This is a genomic window from Pedobacter sp. Bi27 (genome assembly GCF_918698255.1).
Taxonomy (GTDB): domain Bacteria; phylum Bacteroidota; class Bacteroidia; order Sphingobacteriales; family Sphingobacteriaceae; genus Pedobacter.
Genome location: NZ_CAKKMW010000004.1, coordinates 317,697 through 340,802, shown reverse-complemented (window position 1 = coordinate 340,802; position 23,106 = coordinate 317,697). Strand labels below are relative to the sequence as shown.

Below are 23,106 nucleotides of genomic sequence, written 5' to 3'. Positions count from 1 at the left end.
GGACTGGCATTTTTGAAGGATAATGTCATTGAGTTAAGGATAAACCGCAAAAAGATGTCACCCTGTCCAAAGGACTCCTACGGAGAGCGTAGTCGAAGGGCATTTATTTGCGTTTTATCTATCTCAAGAAGTCTTCGACTACGCTCAGACTGACAGCCGCGTTGCTTAACTTAATAATATTGCCCCTGGCGTTACCGGAAGGACAGCCAAAAAGATACAGTGTACAGCGTGTTAAAACGCCCAAATGATATTTATAGACATCTTACGAAATCTTAAAGGGCACAAGCACAGAAGGATTTCGTAAGTATGGGCAGGGAAAATCGTAATATAATTCTGAAGCTTCTGACTTACGAAGTTACTCACCGCTCCTTCCCTCCTAAACTTCGTAAGTCGCGCCTAGACTAAAGACTCCCGACTAAGGACTTCCTTTATTTTCTCATAACTAATCTGCTCATCAGGTTCGATTAGAATGCCCTTTACTCCTGCCCCGTTTGCAGCTTCAACATCTCTTGGCTTATCGCCGATCATAATAGATTGTGCCGGGTCGATATTGTACATATCAATTGCATCTAAAATCATTCCCGAAGCAGGTTTTCTGCACTTGCATTCGCCACCGACAGTTGGATGATGCGGACAATAATAAAAACCTGCAATATCGGCTCCCTGAGCTATAAAAGCATTTCGGAGCATTTGGTGCATAATGGCCAGCTCTTGCTCGGTATAACGTTTTAAAGCAATACCGCCCTGATTGGTAATTACAATTAAAAGATAACCTTCATCAAATAGTTTTTTTAATACTGGAATCTGGTAATCCAGGATTTTAAAATCTTCAACACGGCAGATGTAATCATATATTTCGTGATTGAGTACACCATCACGGTCGAGAAAAATAGCTTTATTCATTATTGTGATTTGAGATATGAGTATTGTGATTGGAGATTTGAGATTCAGGCCTCGTTTATAATTCGCCAAAATAACTGAAAATTAAGGACAAAAGAAAGCCCAATCTAATTAAAGATCGGGCTTAATCATAAAATTTATTTGGTTTTGGTTATTTTAAATTTAATCCTACTTTATGACCTTTTATAGCAAAATACAGAATGTATAAGTAACATGGTAATACAGTTAAAAGATAGGCCAGTTGAAAGTTAACATGTAATTTTTCATTTAAGAAAGCATATAATAATGGCATTAAAGCACCGCCTGCAATACCCATAATCATAATCGCCGAACCGATTTTTGTAAATTTACCCAAGTGGCTAATGCCCAGCGGGAAAATTGCCGGCCACATTAATGAATTGGCTAAACCCAATAAGGCTACAAAAATTACGGCAAACCAGCTGGAAATTGCAAAAGATAAAATGGTAAATATGATGCCTAAAATAGCACAGATTCTAAGGGCTTTTTGCTGAGAGATGTATTTTGGAATGGTAACGATACCAATAATATAACCGATTAACATACTAAAAAGCGTAATAGAGGTTAACTTTCCGCTAATTTCAGCACTAATGCCTAACTCGCGACCGTAAATACCGATAATATCGCCAGCCATAACCTCTGCGCCTACATATACAAAAATACAAAGTGCGCCCAGGAATAAGTGTGGGAACTGAAAAATGCTGGTATGTTTTACCACTTCTCCTTTGCTTTCGTCGATCACATCTTCTTCTACTTCAACTTCTGGAAGGTCGGTGAATTTAATAAAAACCGCAAAAAGACAGAAAACGATTGCCAAAACAATATAAGGCATATTTACACGGCCTAAAACATCGTTCAATAACTGCTCGTGCACAGCGCCGGTAGCCGCTTTGATCTGTTTCTCCACCTCTGAGGCATTTTTCAAAAACAGACTGCCCATAATCAAAGGCACAATCATTCCGGCAAATTTATTACAGATGCCTGCAATACTGATCCGTTTTGCAGCACTTTCAATAGGGCCGATAATGGTTAAATACGGGTTTGATGCGGTTTGCAACAAAGCTAATGCTGCACCCTGAACAAAAATCCCAGTTAAAAACAAACCAAACGTTCTGGTTTGTGCCGCAGGTATAAATATCAAAGAACCAAGGCCTAAAATAACCAAGCCTAAAACAATTCCATTTTTAAAGCCAACTTTTTTAAGTATCCACGATGATGGCAGCGCTAAAAAGAAGTAAGCCATGTACGATGCAAAGGTTACGAAGAATGCCTGTAAGTTTGATAATCCGAAAGATAATTTAAAGAAAGGAATTAATGTTCCGTTTGCCCAGGTTACAAAGCCAAAAATAAAGAATAGGGCACAAATGATAATAAGTGGTTTTGGCCCTTGCGTTTGACCTGATTTAGTTGTTTGTTGCATAAAGTTTTGGTTCGGTTTAATTTGTTTGGGCCAAACTAAACAATAATATTTAATAAAATAAGGATCAAACGTTTGCGTAATTTTAACTTAAACAGAAAAGGGCTTTAGTTAGTGCTCACGCACCTAAAACCGGTATGCTCTAAGCCTGTATCAACAGAAGTTTTCATTCTCGATGTTACCCGGTAACCTTTGCAATAAGAGGCGTTGCACATAAAAGAACCACCCCTTACCACTCTTTTAGGTATAGTCGGCTCCATAGGATCGTAACTGTCTGAAGGACCTTTAGGATTGGTGCTCAACGCTGAAAGCTTGCTATAATAATCAGGCCGGTACCAATCGCTGCACCACTCCCATACGTTGCCCGCCATATCATAAAGTCCATAACCATTCGGCTTAAATTTTTTCACTGCAGCTAAACCATTAAAACCATCCCAATTGGTGTTTTTAACTGGGAAGCTCCCCTGCCAGGTGTTGGCTTTTACCTTACCTTTTTCTATATCTTCATTTCCCCAGGGATATTTTTCATTTTTCAAAGCACCTCTTGCGGCATACTCCCACTCTGCCTCTGTTGGTAAACGTTTACCCGCCCATTTACAATAGGCCATGGCATCATCCCAGGATACATGTACCACCGGAAAATTTTCTTTTCCTTTAATATTGCTGTTGGGACCGTGAGGATGTTTCCAATTGGCGCCTTTAACCCAACGCCACCATTGCGAGGCATCGTTTAAAGAGGTAACACTTTTAGGCTGATAAAAGACCAAAGATGCAGCAACAAAAACACTGTCGGGCGGTTTTGGCGTACCTGCCGGAAGTTGTTTTTTCATTTCTTCCCAATCTGGTTTACGCTCGGCCGTAGTAAGATACCCGGTAGCATCTACAAACTTTTTAAAACTGGCATTGGTTACTTCGGTAGCATCTATCCAGAAAGAAGAGACTTTAACCCGATGTTGCGGGTATTCGTCATCTCTACCCTCTTTATCAGAAGCGCCCATGGCGAACTCGCCTGCTGGAATTAAAACCATGCCTTCATGGCTTACTTTATTGTTGGAAGCAAAACTTGAGGCATCTTTCACCGCACCAAAACGGCTTGGCATATTTTTTTCGCATGAGGCTAAAGAATCTTGCTTGTGTTTAGCTCGTTCTTCTTCTTTAGCCTGGTTAGATTGACAAGAAAGTATAAAGAGCAGCGGCAAAAAAAACAAAGCAGAAAGAAATCTATGCATGATTGATATTAAATTTGGAGCGATAAAAATATCAATTAAGTTTAAAAAAGAGAAGCTAAATAATTAATTCGCCTATAAATCAATACACTAACGCATTTGGCAATTTTTTATTTGCAGGAAATGCTTCATAACCCTATATTTGCACCACTTTAAAGGAAACGGATAACGTTTTAAGTAAAGTAGATTCCGTAGCTCAGCTGGTAGAGCATTACACTTTTAATGTAGTGGTCCTGGGTTCGAATCCCAGCGGGATCACGAAAGGCGCAAGAGATTGCGCCTTTTCTGTTTAAAAGATATTTTAAACCGCAATTCTGAAAAAATTATAAGTCATTTCAAACCATCTTAAACCACTACAACTGGTGCCCTAACTGGTGCCCAATTTTAGTTGGTAAATTTGGGCACCAATCATACCTGATCGAATTGATCTAAAGTACTGAAAAACAATCTGAAAACAAACAAAATGTTTTACCAAAAGATTGAGAAATGAAAAGTAACCAAACCCTTAAAATCCTTTTCTGGCACCGTAAATCAAAGGCCGATTCAAAAGGCTTTGCACCTATTATCTGTAGAATTTCTATAGATGGAAAAGATGCAGAGTTTTCTACCTCACAAAAAGTACATCTATCGGAATGGGACGTTAAAACCAAAAAGGTCATAGGATCTGTCAATTCAAAAAAAATCAATTCAGCACTCAATCACATCGAGAGTTCCTTGGAAATTAATTTTACGGTACTCAAAACCAAATTTGATGATGTCACACCGATAATGCTGAAAAATGTGTTCCAGAATTTTCCAATGGAAAACGATAATTGGGCATTTCGGCAAAAATGGCCAGCCGTTCCGCATTTAAACTGTCACCCCATTTCGCTTTAAAGTGACCACCTGTTTCGGGGCAAACTGGCCGTTCTGATCTTTTGATCAGCTTTTTTCGCAACTGGCTTTCGGGAATAATTTTTCAATTTCTGCATAAAATAAAGGCTTCTGGGAGCATATCTACTATTCGGGATGGACTACGGTCGCTTCGCTGTTTTGAAGGGGGTATGACGTTTTTTTACGCGTTCCATTACCTGCGAATGGATTTTGATCGCTAGAAAGGTCTGAATTGAGGATAAATCCGGCAGTAAGATAGATTAAACCGAAAAGTCCTGAGGAAAATGGATTTGGATCCGAAGTGTATATTTGTTCAGAGGGAAAGGAACTTAGATGTGCATCATCCGGTAATCAAATTGGTGGCCAGTTTGGCCCGAAACAGAGGGGTCACTTTCACCGAAATATACAGAAGAAGCGGCATGCTTTCTTCACCGAAAACATAGGTCCTTGGCTCAGGAAGAATGAGTGCACACAAAATGGAAAAGTCTGTCCACCCTACCCATTTCGAGGATTGTAGCGGGAACGAATTTGAGCGATTGGTATTTGCTTGCCTATCTTTTTCGCGAGAAGAATTGGGACACATTAGATTAAATCTGTCAATCTTGCGGTTATGATGGAAGGGATATCTGGGCTTTGAAGTCTACAATCACCTTTTGAATGGTAATAGATCTTGTTACCGGATTTTCCATTATGGTGAAATTGATACATTGTATGAAAAATAAATTATGGCCAAATATGTATGTAGCTTCGAGCCTTCCTGTATTTGTTTTGAATTTATTAACTTTGCGGGATGATTCAAAAAATCGAACGTCCGGTATCTGAATTCAACAGTGAACTTAAGCTTAAAGGTTTTAACGTATGGCAGCTGGAGGCTGATAGCCAAGCTACACGGATATACAACCGAAAGGATTTTTATAAGATCTGTCTAACTACAGGTAAAAGCATTGTTCATTATGCCGATAGGAGTTTTGAACATGAAGGTACGATCTTGTTCTTCGGCAATCCCCATGTTCCGTATTCCTGGGAAACACTTTCTACGACTTATGTAGGCTATACAGTGCTTTTTTCAGAAGATTTTTTTAGTGCCTCGGAACGTAGTGAGAGCCTGCAGCATTCCCCGTTATTTAAGATAGGAGGCACGCCAATACTTAAGATTGACGAGGCAAAGAGAGATTTTTTAAACACCATGTTCATCAAAATGATCGAGGAACAAAAAAGTGATTATGCCTATAAGGGGGACCTGATAAGGAACTATATCAACCTGATCATTCACGAGGCACTTAAGATACAGCCAGCGGAAACCTTCGAACAGCATAAAAATGCCACAGGCAGACTTACGGCTGTATTTCTTGAATTACTTGAAAGGCAATTCCCGGTAGAGACCGTGGAAAGGCCCCTGCAGTTTAGAACCGCACAGGATTATGCAGTCGCGTTGAACGTACATGCGAATTACCTTAATAGAGCAGTAAAGGAAAATACTGGCAAGCCTACCACCGCCCATATCACAGAGCGTATCATTACCGAGGCAAAAGCTTTATTACAACACACTACGTGGAATGTTGCTGAAATCGCCTACGCCCTGGGTTTTGAATATCCCACCTATTTCAATAACTTTTTTAAGAGGATGACAGATACCACCCCAACGTCATTCCGAGAGACTATGGTTTGAAATTCTTAATCATTGGTTTGATAATCTTTAGCAGCCAAGCCTGACGCCGGCTTACCTTTGTGTTTCAATTAATGGATTAGATGAAACATATTGGAGAAGGCGGTATAAAGAAGATAGCTTATGCAGGTTGTCTTGGGGCAGTCGGTATTATCAGTACTGAATTTGGGATAATAGGCGTACTTCCACAGGTAGCTTCCCATTATGATATCGGAATTGATAAAGCGGGATTATTGCTGAGTGCGTTCGCATTGACTATTTTCCTTATTGGACCATTTCTTGTGCTTTTTACCTCAGGCATTAACAGAAAAAAGATGATGTTATGGGCATTATCACTTTTTTTGGCCTCTAATATTGTTTCTGCATTCGCTCCACCTTTTTGGCTTCTGGTTCTTTTCAGGATTATTCCCGCCATTCTGCAACCTGTATTCTTTTCAGCGGCAGTAGGAACGATCATAAGAACGGCGGCAAAAGATGAACAGCACAAATTGATGGGAATTGTCATAGGCGGTATTGCTTTGGCCCAGGTAACCATTATTCCGTTAACTACTTATATGTCCAGTATGTTTGGATGGCAAATCAGCTTTATGATACAGGGTGTCATCACCCTGGTCGCTCTAGCAGGCATTTTGACCTTTATCCCTGATATGCCCGTAAAGGAAAAACTATCATATGGAAGCCAGTTGCAGATACTGAAAAAACCACGCTTTATCATCAGTGTAGCCTTTAATATATTTCTGATCTCTGCCTGGTTTTCAACCTACAGCTATATTGCCGATTATCTGGGAAAGGTAAAAATGATGACCGGACAGGAGATAAGTTCTATGCTGCTTCTCTTTGGGATAATGGGCGTTATTGCCAATTGGATAGCCGGAAGGTTATTATCCAGGAATGTTGTGCTGACAACAGCATTTTTCTTAACGGGAACGATATTATTGCCTGTTATTTTGGAGTTTTCCGGCAGCAACTTCCACGTGCAGATCTTAGTAGTGTGTTTTTGGGGAATGATGTATGGGCCGGCCTTTTTAACAGCTATCTCATATATGATCGATGCTGCACCGGAGGCTCCTGAATTTGCTAATAGCCTGCAGTCTTCTTTCGGTAACCTGGGTGTCTCTGTCGGTACTATTGTCGGAGGATGGTTTATTTCTAATAGAGGAATTGATGGTCTTCCCTGGGTTGGGGCTGGTTTTGGAATAATCGCAATAATTACAATGGTAATGAGAGCTATTTTGGATAGACAATATAAGTTGCAAAATCACATGCCTTGAAATAGAATTTATATGAAGGGGAATAGGAATAAAATAATGGCAATAGCTTTTATAGGTTTAATACTGGTGAGCTGTCACGATAATAAAAAATCAGGAAAAATGGAAAATGAAAACACAACATCTCTTTTCCCTAAAGGAGACAGATTACCCAATGATTGGTTTACCGGCGAAGCTTTTTTATCGCCTTTGGTCGCAAAGGATAAAAACAACGAATTTTCTGCGGGAGCCGTTACGTTTGAAATTGGTGCCAGGACCAATTGGCATACACATCCGAAAGGACAGGTTTTAATTGTAACGAAAGGTTCGGGATTTTATCAGGAAAAAGGAAAGCCAGCCCAAGCCATCAACAAGGGCGATGTGGTAAATATTCCTGAAAATATTGAGCATTGGCACGGGGCTTCAAACAAAACTTCCATGACGCATATTGCCATTACAAATTTTAAGGAAGATGTGCAGGTAACTTGGCTGAAACCGGTAACAGATGAAGAATTTGATCAGGTAAATAATCAAAAATGAAAAAACTAACATTAATTATCACTGTGTCGTTATTGTCCTTAGGGCAGTTATCAGCACAGAAGAAACAGCAATCATTAACTAAAAATTCAAAAAAAATGAATACAACAGAGCAAGCAGCACATTATACTTTTAAATTGAGCGATAAAGTAACCCGTGAAAAAGTAACTTTTAAAAACCGTTACGGTATTACTTTATCCGGAGATCTGTATATTCCAAAAAATGCAGGAAATGAAAAATTGGCTTCATTGGCAGTAAGCGGACCTTTTGGTGCGGTGAAGCAGCAATCTTCTGGATTGTATGCCAACCAGATGGCAGAACGTGGTTTTGTGGTAATTGCATTAGACCCTTCCTATACAGGCGAAAGTGGTGGCGAACCCAGAAATGTTGCCTCCCCGGAGATCAATACCGAAGATTTCAGTGCAGCGATAGATTTTTTGGGACTACAAAAAAATGTGGACAGGGATAAAATCGGAATCATCGGGATTTGCGGTTTTGGAGGTTTTGCCCTGAATGCGACTGCTGTCGACAAAAGGGTAAAAGCCGTTGCAACGACAAGTATGTACGATATGACAAGGGTAATTTCGAAAGGATACAACGATTCTGTAACTCCTGAACAACGTACAAAAACGTTAGAGGGTTTGAGCCTGCAACGTTGGAAAGATGCAGAAAATGGAAAACCTGCAGATGGTCCAAGAAACCTGCCAGAAACTCTAAAAGGTGATGAACCCCAATTTGTAAAAGAATATTTTGACTATTATAGAACGTCTCGCGGTTTTCATCCGAATTCAGTGAATTCAAACGGAGCTTGGTTGATCACAAATCCGTTGTCATTTATGAATATGCCAATATTGACGTACGTGAAGGAAATCTCTCCAAGACCTATGCTTTTGATCGCAGGAGAAAATGCACATTCACGTTATTTCAGTGAAGATATTTATAAGGCAGCCGCTGAACCTAAAGAGTTGATGATTATTCCAAATGGTGTGCACGTTGACCTGTATGATAAACTGGATATGATTCCGTTTGACAGATTGGAATCATTCTTTACGCAAAATCTTAAATAGCCAATTGGCATCAAGTTATTTTACATTCACAGTTTGGATATTGGGTATAAAAGAGAGTGGGCAATTGGTATGACAAATCTTTAGTTAATTGTTAATGTCTTAATTTTTGTATATAATTTATTGTGTTAGTCGAATCTCTCTCTTCTATATGGCCAACTCTCTTAAGGTCATCAATTAGCTTTATGGAGAAGCAAAAAGCCTCTGGAGCAAGACCTACAACGCAAGTTGCAGGTCTTTTTTGTTTTATACTCGATGAAAAGTCCACCCTGATTTGAGAATGGAAGCCGGTATAAGGAGGATTGATAATGGTATCAGTGGAGGATATTTAGCCCTATCCTTTCTTAAATGCTTGTTTTATGATAGCTAATCTTTTTGTTTTTTTGGTTCGTAACCAAGCGTTCGCCACAAGGTTTTGACAGTTTGAACAAACTAAAATTGACATTTTCAGCAAAACTAGGTTTAGCGTTATCAAATAACTTTGCTTCCTAAGTATGACAGAAAATATGAAAGCAGTTGTTTTAAAAGAGTTTGGTGCGGCAGAAAACCTTTACGTGGAAGAGGTTCCTCTACCTTCAATCGGAGATAATGAAGTAATGGTGCAAGTTAAGGCGTTTAGTGTTAATCCTGTGGAAGCACATGTTCGTGAGGTAAAAGATTGGTGGAGTCTGGTAAGTTTGAATACGCCAGCGGCCCCTTACGTTATATTGGGCTGGGATATCGCTGGTGTCATTACCGAAGTTGGACAAAATGTTGTCAATTTTAAAAAGGGGGACGAAGTTTTTGGAATGATCAATTTCCTTGGATTGGGCGCTGGGTATGCAGAATATGTGAGTGCCCCTGAAGTAGACCTTGCAATGAAACCTTCAAACATAAGTTTTGAAGAGGCTGCTGGCGCAACAATGGCTGCACAAACAGCCTATGTTTCACTTGTAGGTTATGGCAAGATCAAAAAAGGTGATAAAATTGTCGTTACAGGGGCATCGGGCGGTGTTGGACACTATGCGGTGCAGATCGCTAAGTATTTTGGGGCATATGTGATAGGGGTTGCATCAGAGGCAAATAGAGAATTTGTACTCGGGTTGGGTGCCGATGAGTTTGTAGATTATTCAACGCAAAATTTTGAGGAATTGGTGAAAGATGCAGATATGGTACATGATGCAGTGTGGAAAAATGACGAATCGCATATAGCCCGTTCATTGTTAGCAATAAAGCCAGGGGGAACACTTTTGAGTGTGATGGTATATCCAAGTGCTGAATTTATTGAAAATGCCAAAAAAGAGAAAGATGTGACCGTTACCAGGATGAATGTCACCGATACGAAGGACCATGTCGGGGACATAGAGGCCATCAGGTCACTATTGGAATCTGGAGCGATAAAATCCTACATCTCACAAACATTCACTATCGAAGATACTTACAAGGCGCACCAGCAGATAGAAACGCATTCCACTAAGGGCAAGATAGTAATCAAGCTATAGTTTTACCGTGTAGATGGACTGTGCCTTTTCCATTCCTAAGCCTGTTTTTTCCTAATTTTTAACTGCGCTTTTGGACTTAGAATAAGATTTTTACGATACCATAATTATAATAAATGACTATCCATCATAAAAGACGCAAAGCGCTCATCATAATTTCTTCAGCAAGAATATTGCCCCTTGCCGAGCCAAAAAGTCATATCGGACTATCAACCGGATTTTTCCTCATCGAATTGGCAAGGGTATTACAAACTTTTGCCGATACCCATGAATTTGTATTTGCTACCCCGGACGGTATGGCCCCACAGTTGGACATCAATGGGCTGTCACTAAGTCTCCATGCGATGGATAAAATGGGCGCTGAGATGGGAAGTACGATGGTCGATCAGCTATTCAATTTTAATGCTGATAACTTTCGCAAGAAAAGGACGAAACTGGTGGCAAGAAGAGATGGAGAATTGAGCACTGCTTATAAGTATCTGGGCAAAATCCCGATCTCCGACTTGTTGCCTAACACAGACAAAGAGGTAAAGGTTCTTTATCCAGAACTTTTGAAAAGCATGGGTAAGTTACTGGAAAACAAGTTCTTTTCTATCAATCAACTATTGGAAAAAGATCGTGATCCAGAAAATACCTTAAAACTGAAAGACTTTGACTTTGTCCATTTGCCCGGTGGGCATGGACCTATGGTAGACTTTTATGAGAATCCTTATCTGGGGGAACTTCTTAATATCCTCCGCGAAAACGGAGCTTTAATTTCATTGATCTGCCATGCGCCGGTGGCATTGACATCAACAAAATACAGGGTTTCAGTTAATGGAAAGATATCTACTACGGATAACCATAATTTCAAAGGTGCCAAAATAACCGTATCTTCGAAGCTCGCTGAAATGATTGCAGTGAGAATGGCTTATCCAAAAATACCCGGTAGGAAAACCAGGTTGGAATTTATTGTTGAAGACGCACTCAGAAATGGAGACTACCAAGTTGAAACCAAATTTAATCCACTTGCAATCCAGGTAGTGTACGATCCAAAGTTCAAGTTGTTGACTGGAAATGGTCCGCAGGCAATGGATGCACAAGCAAAGAAACTCCAAGAAATATTATCGGAAGCCAGATAGGCATTGTACGGAACTATTAACATAATCCATATTTTCTAGGTTATATGAATTGATTAGCAATGGCGAAACGAAACTACAGCAGATTTACCGACCTTGTATGGACCGTTACGGAAGAAGGCATTTTCAAAGATGATCTCAGCTTTGAGTTTCACTCCTTTGTACTGATCATTTCTGGTGAGATGAAGGTCATACAGGCAGAGCGTACTTATATCTTCGGAGCGGATAGCATGCTGCTTTTTCCAAGAAACCAGATTTCGACAGTGATCAAACAACCAATGAACAACCTGCCCTACCAAGCTGTAGTTTTTGGTCTTACCGTCGATAAACTGAAAGCATTCTATGCCAATGAAAGACCCAACCTGACGGCGCCTCCCGATAGTTCGGTAAGGATCTTGAATAAACAGCCATTACTGGAGAGTTTCTTTGCTTCGGTAATTCCATATCTTAACCTTGAACAGCCTCTTCCGGAAAAAATTGCCGAGCTCAAGCTATATGAGGCAATATCTATCCTTAGATCTATCGAGCCAGATATCGATAGTGTGCTGTCCGATTTCTCGGAACCGGGAAAGATCAATCTGGTTGATTTTATGGAGAAACATTTTAAGTTCAATATGCCACTTGAAAAATTTGCTTACCTAACCGGACGTAGTCTTTCCACTTTTATCAGAGATTTTAAAAAGGCCTTCAAGATTACACCCCAGCGTTGGCTGACCATAAAGCGTTTGGAACTGGCGCATTTTCAACTGTCGAAGAAAGAGAAGAAGGCAACAGAAATTTATCTGGAAACGGGTTTTGAGAACCTTTCGCATTTTTCCTTTGCATTTAAGAAACATTTTGGATATCCTCCTTCTGAAATTCTAGGAAAACTTACTTAGCTAATTCGCGAAGGTCAAGTTGTTAAAATCGAAGTGTTAAAACCATAGCTCATTTTACATAGTCTGTAAAATGAGCTTCCGTAAATTATTGAGCTATGTTTTTTTTCCCTTGGAATGCAGCTATTGAATGCATTTCAGCAATAACTATTTATTTTTAAATACATGGTTATAAAGGTTGACTTCCGCACCATTGGCCATTCCTTTCAACATCGCAAAAATCTCGGGTGAGTAATTTCCAAGTAAATCTATTCTCTTTATTTTCCAGTCCACTTTGTATTTGTTCATTATCTGTCCAAAGACTTCGGCATGTTTGAGCAGTGCATGTTCGTCGGCGTATGATTCCAAAAACAAAACATTGTGTGTCTCAGGATCGTAATGACCCTCATGGATAAGTACCCCAGGTCCTTCCGTTGGCACAAAGATTTTTGCTTCGGCCATTAGTTGTTCAAGTTTTTCCCATTCATTGGGATCCAAAGTGGCGGACATCGTAAGCCGCAAAGTTGAATGTTCTGACATTGCAAGTATATTTTAAAAATTCGTTAATTACATCGGGACCGTACTTTCAACAGCCTTAGATATATGGTCAAAGTTAAAGCCCAACTAGGTAAAATGTTTTGTTTAAAATGTCAATTCTTAGTTGTTTAAAATGTCATGGCCTATAAATTAATGTATACCGAAGGAAAAAATGACACTTTCAGCAAAGTTAAATTGACATTTTAAACAAAACAGACATTTGAAATCGGAATTACCTTTGATAAAAATATCATAATAATGAAAGCAATAACATTAAAAGAAATTGGTGGACCTGAAAACCTGGTTCTCTCAGAAGTTCCAGTCCCATCAATCACGGATACAGAAATTTTGGTTCAGGTAAAGGCAGTAAGCATTAATCCTGTTGATGCGTTCGTGCGTAGAAACCAGGCGGCATTAGATATTATCTATGCCCGTAAAGGGGATGAAAAGAATATTATCCTTGGGTGGGACGTGGCAGGGATTGTCGTAGAAACAGGTAAAGGGGTTACAAAATTCAAGGTTGGTGATGAGGTTTTTGGAAACTTCAACTTTATCGGACAGGCAAATGCCTACGCTGAATTCGTGGCTGCGCCTGAATCCGAAATGGTGATCAAGCCAGCTAACGTAAGCTTTGAAGAAGCGGCGGGCGCAACCATGGCAGCCTTGACAGCATGGGCATCTGTGGTAAATTTCGCCAAGGTGAAAAAAGGAGACAAAGTGATTATATATGGTGCCTCTGGTGGCGTTGGACATTATGCAGTACAATTAGCCAAGCATTTCGGTGCATATGTGATTGCTGTTGCTTCTGGTGCTAACAGGGATTTTGTTCTTGGCCTGGGCGCGGACGAATTTTTCGACTACCAAACCCAAGCAGTAGAAGAGATCATAAATGATGCTGATATTGTGCATGATGCGGTCTGGGTTGAAGTTGAGGTAAGCAGTACAGAAGATACCCATTTGGCCAGATCATTGAAAACCCTCAAAGATGGAGGGATATTATCGAGTATCGTGGTCTATCCAGATCAGCATTTTATCGATAAGGCTAAATCGGAAAGGAATATAACGGTTAGCAGGGTAAGTGTAAAGCCAAACCCGAATTATTTGCAAGATATGGAGAATATAGCTCGTTTATTGTCTGCTGGTGAGATTAAAACGCATATCTCTGAATTATTGCCCCTTGGGGAGATGGCAAAAGCGCATGGAATTATCCAGACTAAAAACGCAGTTGGAAAAATCATATTGATTCCTTAGTTTTACAGCAGTGGTATGCTTGATAATATCCCAATAAAAATATCTCGCGGAGGGGCTTTTACTGCTGCAATTCATCAAATTTTATTCGCAAAAGGATGAAATTTACGATGTAATTTGAAACAACCCTAAAGCATTATAAATCTATATCTTATTCTAAAGAATATGCATCAAATCTTGCAATTTTTGATAAGGTCATCAAGTGGATTTCTTGAAAAGTACATTGGATCGTGAGCCAATGCCCTTCACGATATCTTGAAGGGCATTTTTGTTTTATTTCTAATCGTTGCATAGTGCGAATAAAGGACGATTTTAGTTCTATCCCCTTTTAGTACCGATGCTGTGCAAAACCTGTGCAAATCCTAACTTGCTTTACCAGTACATTACTAGCTAACATGTTATAGTTTATAATCTGTGTATGTTGGTGTGCTATTGTCAAATTCAATAGAAATGCAAGTTTTACTAATGTTAAATAACAGAAATACCTGTTAGATAGGAATAAATTCTTGGATACTATGAAACGATATAATAATTGCTAATCTGTGGTAAAGATAATCATTCAGAGATTTGGATATTATACCGATGTATCTTGTAATGAATTGTTGATAGATCTTTCTTTCTTGATTTTCTCCCTGTGTTGCATGCCCCATCTGGTCATTGCCTCAACAAGTTCTTCCAGTGTTTGGCTATAGGGTAAAAGCTCGTACTCGATGGTAACAGGATATCCAGCTGTTACTCTTTTGATGATAAATCCATCGGCTTCCAGATCTTTCAGTTCACTGGAAAGAACCCTGGCCGAAATGCCGGTAACCTGCTTCTGGAGTTCGGTAAACCTACTATTGCCACGGGCCATGGCGATAATGATCATCAGCTTCCATTTTCCACCGATTACATAAAGTGCATCGCTCACCGCAAGCAAAACCTTTGTACATTCTTCGGTAAACCCCTTACCTTCTCCGGGTATCAGTTTCTTTGTTTCAATATCCTCCATACGATAACCTACTAACCTTTAAGTAACCACTAATAAATTGTAAGCAAATATACATTAATTTTGCTGAACAGAAAAACAAATAAAAAAATGAGATTAGTAAATCACCATCATATGAAACTAGATCAAACTATAGATTCATTAATATTGGATATCTTTCCAGTTATGCCTTCATCTGGTTCTTGGCCATTCACGATGACCAGCATAGAACGCAACGAACTAATAGGGCTTAAAATGGAGAAAACCGTGTTCGCCTCTTCCCAGTTGCTGGTGCTCAAAAGAACAGACTTTAATGGAGGGGATCTTATAGATTACGCGATGAAATCTAAGGAATATCAAACCATACCAGCGCAGCTCAGATTGGAATTCCTGGATAAATACAACAATTTGGCAGAAAGTGAGCAGACCCTACAGGATTGGACCGATAGGATTACAAGTATGGCTATCGGACTTGTCATAAAGACCGCATTAAACAAGGGACTGCAACTGGTACCCATTGATACTGACCATTCCATATTGGACAAGCATATGGGCTTCGAAAATAAAGAGCTGGCAACGTTCCAATTATTCGATATCTACAATCTGGATCCATCATTTTTGGCAGCTGATTACTAGCTAACCTAGACATTGCTTTTAATTAAATAACATATAGGATAACATTTCAAATACTTAAATAAAAAATCATGACACTTGAACATTTGACAATCAAAGAAGAATTAAGAAGCCTTATAGACGCGTATGCCTCTTTGGGAGATGAAAAGAAAATTTCGGAACAAATGGAGATATTTACCACTGATGCCATATATCAGGTTTACATGGGCGGAAACCTCGTGGCAAACGTCTCGGGAACGGAAAACCTAGAAAAGGAATTTACCGGACATGCCTCCCTGGTTAAGACCTACTTCACATTAAATGGCCAACACACGGTAAATATCGATGGTGACACCGCAACAGGTATTTCATTTACCCAGATTAAAATGGTAAGGGAAGCTGAAGGAAAGGATAACATTACCGATTACAGTGTAAGATATGATGACAAATATGTGTTTCAAAATGGCAAATGGCTGATAAAGAAACGTACTGGCCATTTCATAATCGTGGAGGCAAGACCATTCAATAACTAAATGCGTTAAAAAACATGAAAATAAAAAAAATCATCACGATTTCACTCACAACCCTGGTAGTGATAATGGTCTTCACAAGCGGACTAATGAAGGCGCTCCATTTGCCCTGGTCGGTGGAAGGACTGGTTAAATTCAACCTGCCCAACTCGGCAACCGTATTGGGTCTGATGGAGATGGCATTTGTAGTACTATTCGCTTTCAACAGATCAATGCGCATCGGTTTTATATTGTTATGCTGCTATTTTGCAGGAGCCATGGCAACAGAGTTGTCTCATGACGGTTCCATGCTAAACCCAGGAATTCCATTGGCACTGGTTTGGATTACAGCCTTTTTGCGTGACCCTGCCCTATTCCTTGGCACACCAAATACAGAGGTAGCTTAATTCATAATGGATACGGCACGAAATAACAGATCAACAATAGGCAGTGAATAGTTTGCTAATATGAGTGAGGTCGTTAGTTGTGGAGATTTTGTTTTGTAAAAACATGAACCAATTTAGATCAACTTAGTTTCTCTCCGAGGGTTCCTTTATCTAACCAATTATATAGCGGGGTGTATCTTGTTCACCATATCCTTAATGGGCTAACTAACTTATTATTATTGATATTATTTTTAAATAAATTTTAACAATAAAATAATCAGTATATTGCATTAAATAACAAATTGTTCTTTCAAAACTAGTCAATTCATATCAAAATAACTGGTGCCCAATTTGGTGCCCACATTGAAACGATGATGATATAATTTTCACAACTTGCTCATTTAGTACCGTTTGGATTAATAAGTCATTATCCCAGCGGGATCACAGAAAACCTCACAGAAATGTGAGGTTTTTTTGTTTTAGTCCTAATGGGATTCGGACAGAAGCGCCGGCATGGGTTCGATTTATAAAAGGTTCAGGGCCGAGTTTGGGATTTTGCGGGGCTGAGCCAATCCCAGCGGGATTACAGAAATACAAAACCATCTTTATTTAACGTAAAGATGGTTTTTTGTTTTTTAAGGTACTTACAATGTTGCTTAAAAACTAATTAAACGAAGATTTTAGATTCGATGTCGGTAAGGCCAACCTGATGGGGATAATAATTTTCGCATTCATAGCCATAATCAATGTTAAAAGTTGTTAATCTAATAAAACCCATGATCAGGGACTGGATTTTATGATTACTTTAGTTTTACTATAAACCTAAATCAATTCATCCATGAAGAAACCGCTCTTAACCCTGTTTTGTTTAATCTCTATTTTAACAGCAAATGCTCAAGGAATTCCGCAAAGACAAAAAGTTTCCAACCTTGAAACTTTTACCAAACTTTGTGGGTATGTTAGATATTTCCACCCTTCTGATGAAGCAGCTAGCCTCAACTGGGAAAAATTTATTTACTATGGAAGTAAAGAAGTGGAGAATGCAGGTAACCAAAAAGAGCTCACCGAAAAACTTAAAGGCTTATTCAATCCTATTGCACCTTCAGTGCAGATTGTTCAGGATAACTATACGAAGGCGTTTGATGTAAAGTCAATCACCCCTTCAAACAAAGTAGGCATGAAAGAAATTACCTGGCAACATTATGGCTTAGGTAATAATGGTGGCTTGTATAAAAGTGCGAGAACGAATCGAAAAATCAAGATTAAAGATCCAAATCGGGCTGAATTCGGAGGAGCAACTAGTAATATTAATGTCGAAGCCTATAGAGGGAAAAAATTTAGGTTAAAAGGTTGGATGAGGACTGATTTAACAAATGGCCAAGGCCAGTTTTGGGTCAGGGTTGATCGTGAAGGAAAGAATTATGGCTTCTTCAATAATATGGATGACAGGCCTATAAAATCCAAGGAATGGAAAGCATACGAAATAACCGGAACAATTGATATTGATGCTAGTAACTTGTTTTTTGGTGCTTTTCTACTTGGTGAAGGAAAAATTTGGATTGATAACTTTATACTGGAAATAGAAGACAACGGTATTTGGAAGAAAATACCTTTACAAAACAGCTCTTTTGAACAAGCCGATACCCTTGGATGGTATACAAAGTCTGCAGGCTATAACTATGTTAACGTAAAGGATGCTAATGTTGACGGGCAACAAGCATTGCTTATCTCTGACAATTCCACTGATCAGTTGGTCAAATGTATTTTTGATGAAAAGCCTGAATTTGGCGCATACTTTTCAAAAGACATAGGTAACGGACTTAAATGCATTATTCCCCAGGTGCTCTTAGGTAGTGATCAAGAAACATATCCTGCAGCTAATCCCACTCAGTTAAAAGCACTGCAAAAAAGAATAGGCGAGACAACTCCCGAGTTATTTAATGCAAGCGATGTATATGTGCGATTAACTTCGATAAATATTGCTTGGAATGTATTCCAACACTTTTTCCCTTATAAAGAGGAGATTAAACTGGAGTGGGAAAAAGAACTTACTTTAGCGCTAAATGCAGCTTATCAAGCTAAAACTAGTCAAGAATTTGGGAAGGTATTGCGGGTAATGACAGAGAAATTAAAGGATGGACACGTAAGCGTATCTTTCGGAGAGCAAAACTATTTCTCTATTCAGGCAGATATTGCCTACGTTGAGGGTAAGCTGTTAATTAGCAAAGTCGACTCGCTTCCCTTAAAAGTGGGCGATATCATCACCTCAATCAATGGCATACCAGCTCTTGAGCATTTTAGTAGTATTAAAAGCGAAATTTCAGGATCAGATCAGTGGAAAAACAGTAATGCAACCAGGCAATTTCTAGAAGGTTACAAAGACACGGAATTGCTATTAAAGGTAACTCGTGATGGGAAGGAACAAGAATTCCGTTTTACTCGAACTGACTATAGAAAAACACCCGAACAACCTAAGATTAAAAAGCTAGAGGACGGTGTATATTACATCAATATTGGAAACACCGAGATGAAGGATATTACTGCTATGATGCCCGAAATCAATACTGCCAAAGCTATTATTTGTGACTTAAGAGGTTATCCACGAGGTAATCACGATTTAATCTCCCATCTATTAACTAAAGAGGACAACGATAAATGGATGTTTGTGCCTAAAATTATCGCTCCAGACTATGAAAATGTTAGTTACACAGGCTTGGGTTGGGAAATGAAACCTAAAACCCCGCATATCTCGGCCAAAGTAATCTTCCTCACCGGAGGCGGCGCAATAAGTTACGCCGAAAGCTACATGGGTTTCATCAAACACTATAAACTGGCCACTATTGTAGGCCAACCCACAGCAGGTGCCAATGGTAATGTAAACCCTTTTACCTTGCCAGGAAACTATAGCATACGATTTACAGGGATGAAGGTAAAACTGCATGATGGAGGACAAATGTTTAGTCTTGGTATACAACCAGATGTGTTCGTAAACCAAACCATCTCTGGAGTAAGTGCAGGTAGAGATGAGTACCTCGAAAAGGCATTAGAGATACTTAAATAAATCTTGTTTATCCAGTCAACATATTGATTTAAATAATTTTACCCTAGTAGTGAAATCACAAAAAACGCTGCTAGTAAATTCTCATTGTCCCCCTTCTAATTTACCCGCCAATTAATTATACGTTTTAAATCTGACAAAAAGTGGTTCGAGAATATGTCAGTGAAGTTCACAGAAAACCTCACAGAAATGTGAGGTTTTTTTGTTTTATTCCCGTTGGGATTCGAACAGAAGCACCGGCCGGGGTTCGATTTGTAAAAGACTCAGGGCAATGTTCGGGATTTTGTGGGGCTGAGCCAATCCCGGCGGGATGAGAAGTTTATCCCGATGCCTTTACTCAAAGCAGTGCTTTGGAGACAGAGCATCTCGAACAGCTGATTTCGTTGTTTATTTTTTCCGGTTGTAATGCAGTTGTACCAATCCTGTTTCAAATGCTTTTACTGCGATAAATTCAAGTACTTGTTCAGGTCTTCCCTCTTTAAAAAGCTGTGTCCCACTGCCTAATAAAACAGGTATAACCGAAATTATAAGCTCATCTATCAATTCGTACTTCAATAGTTCATTTATCACTTCTGCACCACCGTCACAATAAATGTTTTTTCCTTTTTCAGACTTTAGTCGTTCGACTAATTGGGCTATTTCTCCTGTATAGAATATTGTTCTGCCAACTTGAGGTCTTTCAGTTGTTGTTATGACATAAACATCTCGTTGTCCGTTATCGTAATGAGATGGTCCGATTTCTTTAAGTACATAATCATAGGTCTTTCTGCCAACAATTAATGTGTCAATTGTGTTTGTAAATTCTGCATAACCATAGTCTTCGCCTTCCTTTTCAACGAGTTTTAAGAAACTAAGGTCGTCATTAGGTTTTGCAATGTAGCCGTCTAAACTTGTTGCAATGAAAAGTGATATTTTTCGCATTTTTTTTGAATTTAAATGTTTCTACAAAATTACTTTTCGATAACCATTTGTACTTTGTAAAAATGCGACAAATTAAAGTAGTGAAGGTGAAAGTCCAGTTTTTTGTTTAATTTCATTGCTAAGGTGAGCGTGATCATAATAACCACATTCAAATGCAATATCTAATAAGCTCCGGTTTTGATTTGAATTTTTGATTAAATTTAAAGCATTCTGAAAACGAATAATATTTGAATATTCTTTTGGTGATAGTCCAATCAACTTTTTAAAATTTCGCTCCAACTGTCTTATCGTAGTAAAATTTCGTTTTGATATCTCGGAAATGCTCATTTGCCCGTTTGTTGAGTGTATATCGATTATAACTGATTGTAGCGGATTGTTTTTACTTTTCATTCTCTCTAAAAAGAAATGGTCAAAATAATTGAATGGATTGACAAATGTTCTATCAACATTAAATGAATTGGATTTTTCAAATTCAACAGTGTCATTAATCAACTCATTTTGTGAATCATATTTATAGAAATTTGCAAAAGTTGCAGGTTTTAGGCACGCACCTATTAAATGTGTATCGGTTTCAATAAAGCTGTCTTTATATGAAGTCATTGCACCAACTACGTAAGTTTTCTCAAACTCTATTAAAACTGAGCCGTTATCAGTCAAACAAGTGTCTCCCAAATTCATTATTATACCAGCACAGCCATCCGGAAAAACTCGTTCCAACTGTCTTTCTTGCTCGTTTCCTTTAAGTTCCCAATAAAAATGAATAAAAGGCTCTAATTCTTTGCAAGGTTTTACTTTGTTGTAATTCATTGGCTTCTGCAGTGTCGTTTGTTACAATGATCGCTAACTTTCTTATACCAGCCATAAACAATCCCCAATGAAGCATAAGTTTGTATTGGAGCCATAGATTGCTGGCTTTATATTGCTAATATATGAAAAAAATTATCAGGCTTATTTATTGATTTTAAATGGTTTATCGAACTTGTGAACTGTATGGTTTGGGAACTGTTTGATATTTATCAAGCACCCCAATTGCCGTGCATCCTACTCAAAATTCGATTGCTGTGCTGACACTGTAAAACTTGCCAGCGTGATAAATAAACCAACCATTTTCTTCATGCTCGATTACGTTATTATCTTGGCTGACGATTACCTATTTAAACAGTACCTGGTTCATGATCAGTATTCCGATAAGTCCGATAACCGATACCAGCGTTTCCATCAGCGACCAGGACAAAAATGTTTGTTTTATAGATAATCCTAAATACTCTTTGAATAGCCAGAAAGAGGAGTCATTTACGTGAGAACAAAATAGGCTCCCTGATCCAACCGCGAGCACCATTAAATTTGGATCGGCACCATGAGGCCCAACAAGCGGATAAACGATACCAGCAGCGGTGAGGCCAGCTATGGTAGCCGAACCCAGGCAAAGCCTTAGCACGGCCGTTATTAACCAGGCCAATAATAAAGGTGGCAGGGTTAATCCTTTCAATATTGCGGCAAGGCTGTTGCTCACCCCTGTTTCTACAAATACCTGTTTCAAAATACCTGCGCTACCGATGATTAAAAGGATCATCGCTATATCTTTTGTCGCATCAACAAAAATTACCATAATGTCAATCAGCTTTTTACCTGACCTAATCCCAAGAGTAAATGTTGTAATACAAATGGTTAATATCATGGCAATAGTGGGGTCACCGATAAATCTGACAAGATTTACGACAGCCATATTGTCGCTACATATCCTGGTTATCAGTGTGGTAGATAAAATTATAAGTACGGGTAACAAGGCAGAAACCACACTATTTGTTATCCCTGGCAATTCATTATCGGGCAGTTCATCAGCCTGCAGGGTAACTGTTGGGCTAGATTGCATATTTATTAATATTCTTGCGAAAAGAGGACCTGCAATAATTATAGCGGGTATGGCCACGATTAAACCATAAATAAAGGTTTTAACCAAATCTGCATGAAATTGAGTAACTAAAGCCATGGGCGATGGATGAGGTGGCAAAAAACCATGCATTACGGACAGCGATGCAAGCATAGGCAAGCCTACATATACCAGAGGTAACTTATAGTTGTAGGCTACCGAAAAAATAATTGGAATAAGCAATACAAACCCAACATTATAAAATAATGGAATGCCCACTATAAAGCCTGTTAAAGACATGGCCCAGGTGACGTATTTAGCGCCGAATGTCTTTTTTAATACCGTGGCTATTTTTTGAGCGGCACCACTGGAAGCGACGAGTTTTCCGAGCATGGCGCCCAAAACGATGATAATTGCCAGTGATCCCAATGTATCTCCTAATCCTTTATTAATAGTTTGCGGAATACTGGCGACAGGCATACCTAACAATAAGGCTGCCCCTACAGATACGATTAAAAATGCAAGAAAGGTATTAACCTTCGCCCATGCAATTAATAATACAAGTAAAACTATGCAGCCAAAAAGAATCAGTACATCCAT

At 39.0% G+C, this 23,106-nt stretch carries 21 protein-coding genes and 1 tRNA gene; 14 read left to right on the top strand and 8 right to left on the bottom strand.

What is annotated here, in order from left to right:
* Positions 1 to 396: 396 nt before the first annotated feature.
* From LQ227_RS15280 to LQ227_RS15270, 3 genes are all read right to left on the bottom strand, one after another.
* On the bottom strand, positions 397 to 903 hold the full coding sequence (locus tag LQ227_RS15280; protein WP_029274403.1) for an HAD-IIIA family hydrolase: 507 nt from the start codon (positions 901 to 903) through the stop codon (positions 397 to 399).
* Positions 904 to 1,051: 148 nt separating this feature from the next.
* Complete coding sequence (locus tag LQ227_RS15275; RefSeq protein WP_230149889.1) at positions 1,052 to 2,338, bottom strand: sugar MFS transporter; 1,287 nt, start codon at positions 2,336 to 2,338, stop codon at positions 1,052 to 1,054.
* Positions 2,339 to 2,442: 104 nt separating this feature from the next.
* Entirely contained in the window at positions 2,443 to 3,564 is a 1,122-nt protein-coding gene (locus tag LQ227_RS15270) for a formylglycine-generating enzyme family protein (RefSeq protein WP_230149888.1), read from the bottom strand.
* Between the two features lie 182 nt (positions 3,565 to 3,746).
* Here LQ227_RS15270 and LQ227_RS15265 point away from each other — a divergent pair.
* The 9 genes from LQ227_RS15265 to LQ227_RS15225 all read left to right on the top strand — a co-directional run bounded on the left by LQ227_RS15265 (position 3,747) and on the right by LQ227_RS15225 (position 12,422).
* Positions 3,747 to 3,819 (top strand) — tRNA-Lys (locus tag LQ227_RS15265).
* A 228-nt stretch (positions 3,820 to 4,047) separates the two neighbouring features.
* On the top strand, positions 4,048 to 4,437 hold the full coding sequence (locus tag LQ227_RS15260) for an Arm DNA-binding domain-containing protein (RefSeq protein ID WP_230149887.1): 390 nt from the start codon (positions 4,048 to 4,050) through the stop codon (positions 4,435 to 4,437).
* 787 nt (positions 4,438 to 5,224) lie between these two features.
* The gene (locus LQ227_RS15255) at positions 5,225 to 6,103 is read left to right on the top strand and encodes an AraC family transcriptional regulator (RefSeq protein ID WP_230149886.1); all 879 of its coding nucleotides are present in this window, start codon (positions 5,225 to 5,227) and stop codon (positions 6,101 to 6,103) included.
* An 80-nt stretch (positions 6,104 to 6,183) separates the two neighbouring features.
* Positions 6,184 to 7,371: an MFS transporter gene (locus LQ227_RS15250; protein ID WP_230149885.1), complete on the top strand. Its 1,188-nt coding sequence runs from the start codon at positions 6,184 to 6,186 to the stop codon at positions 7,369 to 7,371.
* A 36-nt stretch (positions 7,372 to 7,407) separates the two neighbouring features.
* The gene (locus LQ227_RS15245) at positions 7,408 to 7,887 is read left to right on the top strand and encodes a cupin domain-containing protein (RefSeq protein ID WP_230149884.1); all 480 of its coding nucleotides are present in this window, start codon (positions 7,408 to 7,410) and stop codon (positions 7,885 to 7,887) included.
* The gene (locus LQ227_RS15240) at positions 7,884 to 8,951 is read left to right on the top strand and encodes an alpha/beta hydrolase (protein WP_230149882.1); all 1,068 of its coding nucleotides are present in this window, start codon (positions 7,884 to 7,886) and stop codon (positions 8,949 to 8,951) included. The genes LQ227_RS15245 and LQ227_RS15240 overlap by 4 nt, the downstream gene beginning before the upstream one ends.
* 503 nt (positions 8,952 to 9,454) lie before the next feature.
* Complete coding sequence (locus LQ227_RS15235; RefSeq protein ID WP_230149880.1) at positions 9,455 to 10,429, top strand: NADP-dependent oxidoreductase; 975 nt, start codon at positions 9,455 to 9,457, stop codon at positions 10,427 to 10,429.
* 113 nt (positions 10,430 to 10,542) lie between these two features.
* Positions 10,543 to 11,547: a hypothetical protein gene (locus LQ227_RS15230; RefSeq protein ID WP_230149878.1), complete on the top strand. Its 1,005-nt coding sequence runs from the start codon at positions 10,543 to 10,545 to the stop codon at positions 11,545 to 11,547.
* Between the two features lie 59 nt (positions 11,548 to 11,606).
* The gene (locus tag LQ227_RS15225) at positions 11,607 to 12,422 is read left to right on the top strand and encodes an AraC family transcriptional regulator (protein ID WP_230141084.1); all 816 of its coding nucleotides are present in this window, start codon (positions 11,607 to 11,609) and stop codon (positions 12,420 to 12,422) included.
* Between the two features lie 144 nt (positions 12,423 to 12,566).
* Here the strand turns inward: LQ227_RS15225 and LQ227_RS15220 are convergent, their stop codons facing one another.
* Positions 12,567 to 12,938, bottom strand: coding sequence for a hypothetical protein (locus LQ227_RS15220; protein WP_230141082.1), 372 nt, complete (start codon positions 12,936 to 12,938; stop codon positions 12,567 to 12,569).
* A gap of 255 nt (positions 12,939 to 13,193) precedes the next feature.
* Here LQ227_RS15220 and LQ227_RS15215 point away from each other — a divergent pair, with 255 nt between their 5' ends.
* Positions 13,194 to 14,186 carry an NADP-dependent oxidoreductase gene (locus LQ227_RS15215; protein WP_230149876.1) on the top strand — a complete coding sequence of 331 codons (993 nt, stop codon included), beginning with the start codon at positions 13,194 to 13,196 and terminating at the stop codon, positions 14,184 to 14,186.
* Positions 14,187 to 14,757: 571 nt separating this feature from the next.
* Here LQ227_RS15215 and LQ227_RS15210 read toward each other — a convergent pair.
* Positions 14,758 to 15,174, bottom strand: a complete 417-nt coding sequence (locus LQ227_RS15210) for a helix-turn-helix domain-containing protein (protein WP_230149874.1) — start codon at positions 15,172 to 15,174, stop codon at positions 14,758 to 14,760.
* 111 nt (positions 15,175 to 15,285) lie between these two features.
* On the opposite strand from LQ227_RS15210, the gene LQ227_RS15205 reads away from it, so the two are divergent.
* The 4 genes from LQ227_RS15205 (at position 15,286) to LQ227_RS15190 (ending at position 19,718) form a co-directional block, all read left to right on the top strand.
* Positions 15,286 to 15,786 carry a hypothetical protein gene (locus tag LQ227_RS15205; protein WP_230149872.1) on the top strand — a complete coding sequence of 167 codons (501 nt, stop codon included), beginning with the start codon at positions 15,286 to 15,288 and terminating at the stop codon, positions 15,784 to 15,786.
* A 68-nt stretch (positions 15,787 to 15,854) separates the two neighbouring features.
* Positions 15,855 to 16,295: a nuclear transport factor 2 family protein gene (locus LQ227_RS15200; protein ID WP_230141074.1), complete on the top strand. Its 441-nt coding sequence runs from the start codon at positions 15,855 to 15,857 to the stop codon at positions 16,293 to 16,295.
* 14 nt (positions 16,296 to 16,309) lie between these two features.
* Entirely contained in the window at positions 16,310 to 16,678 is a 369-nt protein-coding gene (locus LQ227_RS15195) for a DoxX family protein (RefSeq protein ID WP_230141072.1), read from the top strand.
* Between the two features lie 817 nt (positions 16,679 to 17,495).
* On the top strand, positions 17,496 to 19,718 hold the full coding sequence (locus LQ227_RS15190) for a S41 family peptidase (protein ID WP_230149870.1): 2,223 nt from the start codon (positions 17,496 to 17,498) through the stop codon (positions 19,716 to 19,718).
* Positions 19,719 to 20,102: 384 nt separating this feature from the next.
* Here the strand turns inward: LQ227_RS15190 and LQ227_RS15185 are convergent, their stop codons facing one another.
* From LQ227_RS15185 to LQ227_RS15175, 3 genes are all read right to left on the bottom strand, one after another.
* Positions 20,103 to 20,636, bottom strand: a complete 534-nt coding sequence (locus LQ227_RS15185) for a dihydrofolate reductase family protein (RefSeq protein WP_230141060.1) — start codon at positions 20,634 to 20,636, stop codon at positions 20,103 to 20,105.
* Between the two features lie 72 nt (positions 20,637 to 20,708).
* Positions 20,709 to 21,443 carry a helix-turn-helix transcriptional regulator gene (locus tag LQ227_RS15180; protein WP_230149868.1) on the bottom strand — a complete coding sequence of 245 codons (735 nt, stop codon included), beginning with the start codon at positions 21,441 to 21,443 and terminating at the stop codon, positions 20,709 to 20,711.
* A 343-nt stretch (positions 21,444 to 21,786) separates the two neighbouring features.
* On the bottom strand, positions 21,787 to 23,106 hold the full coding sequence (locus tag LQ227_RS15175) for a gluconate:H+ symporter (protein WP_230149866.1): 1,320 nt from the start codon (positions 23,104 to 23,106) through the stop codon (positions 21,787 to 21,789).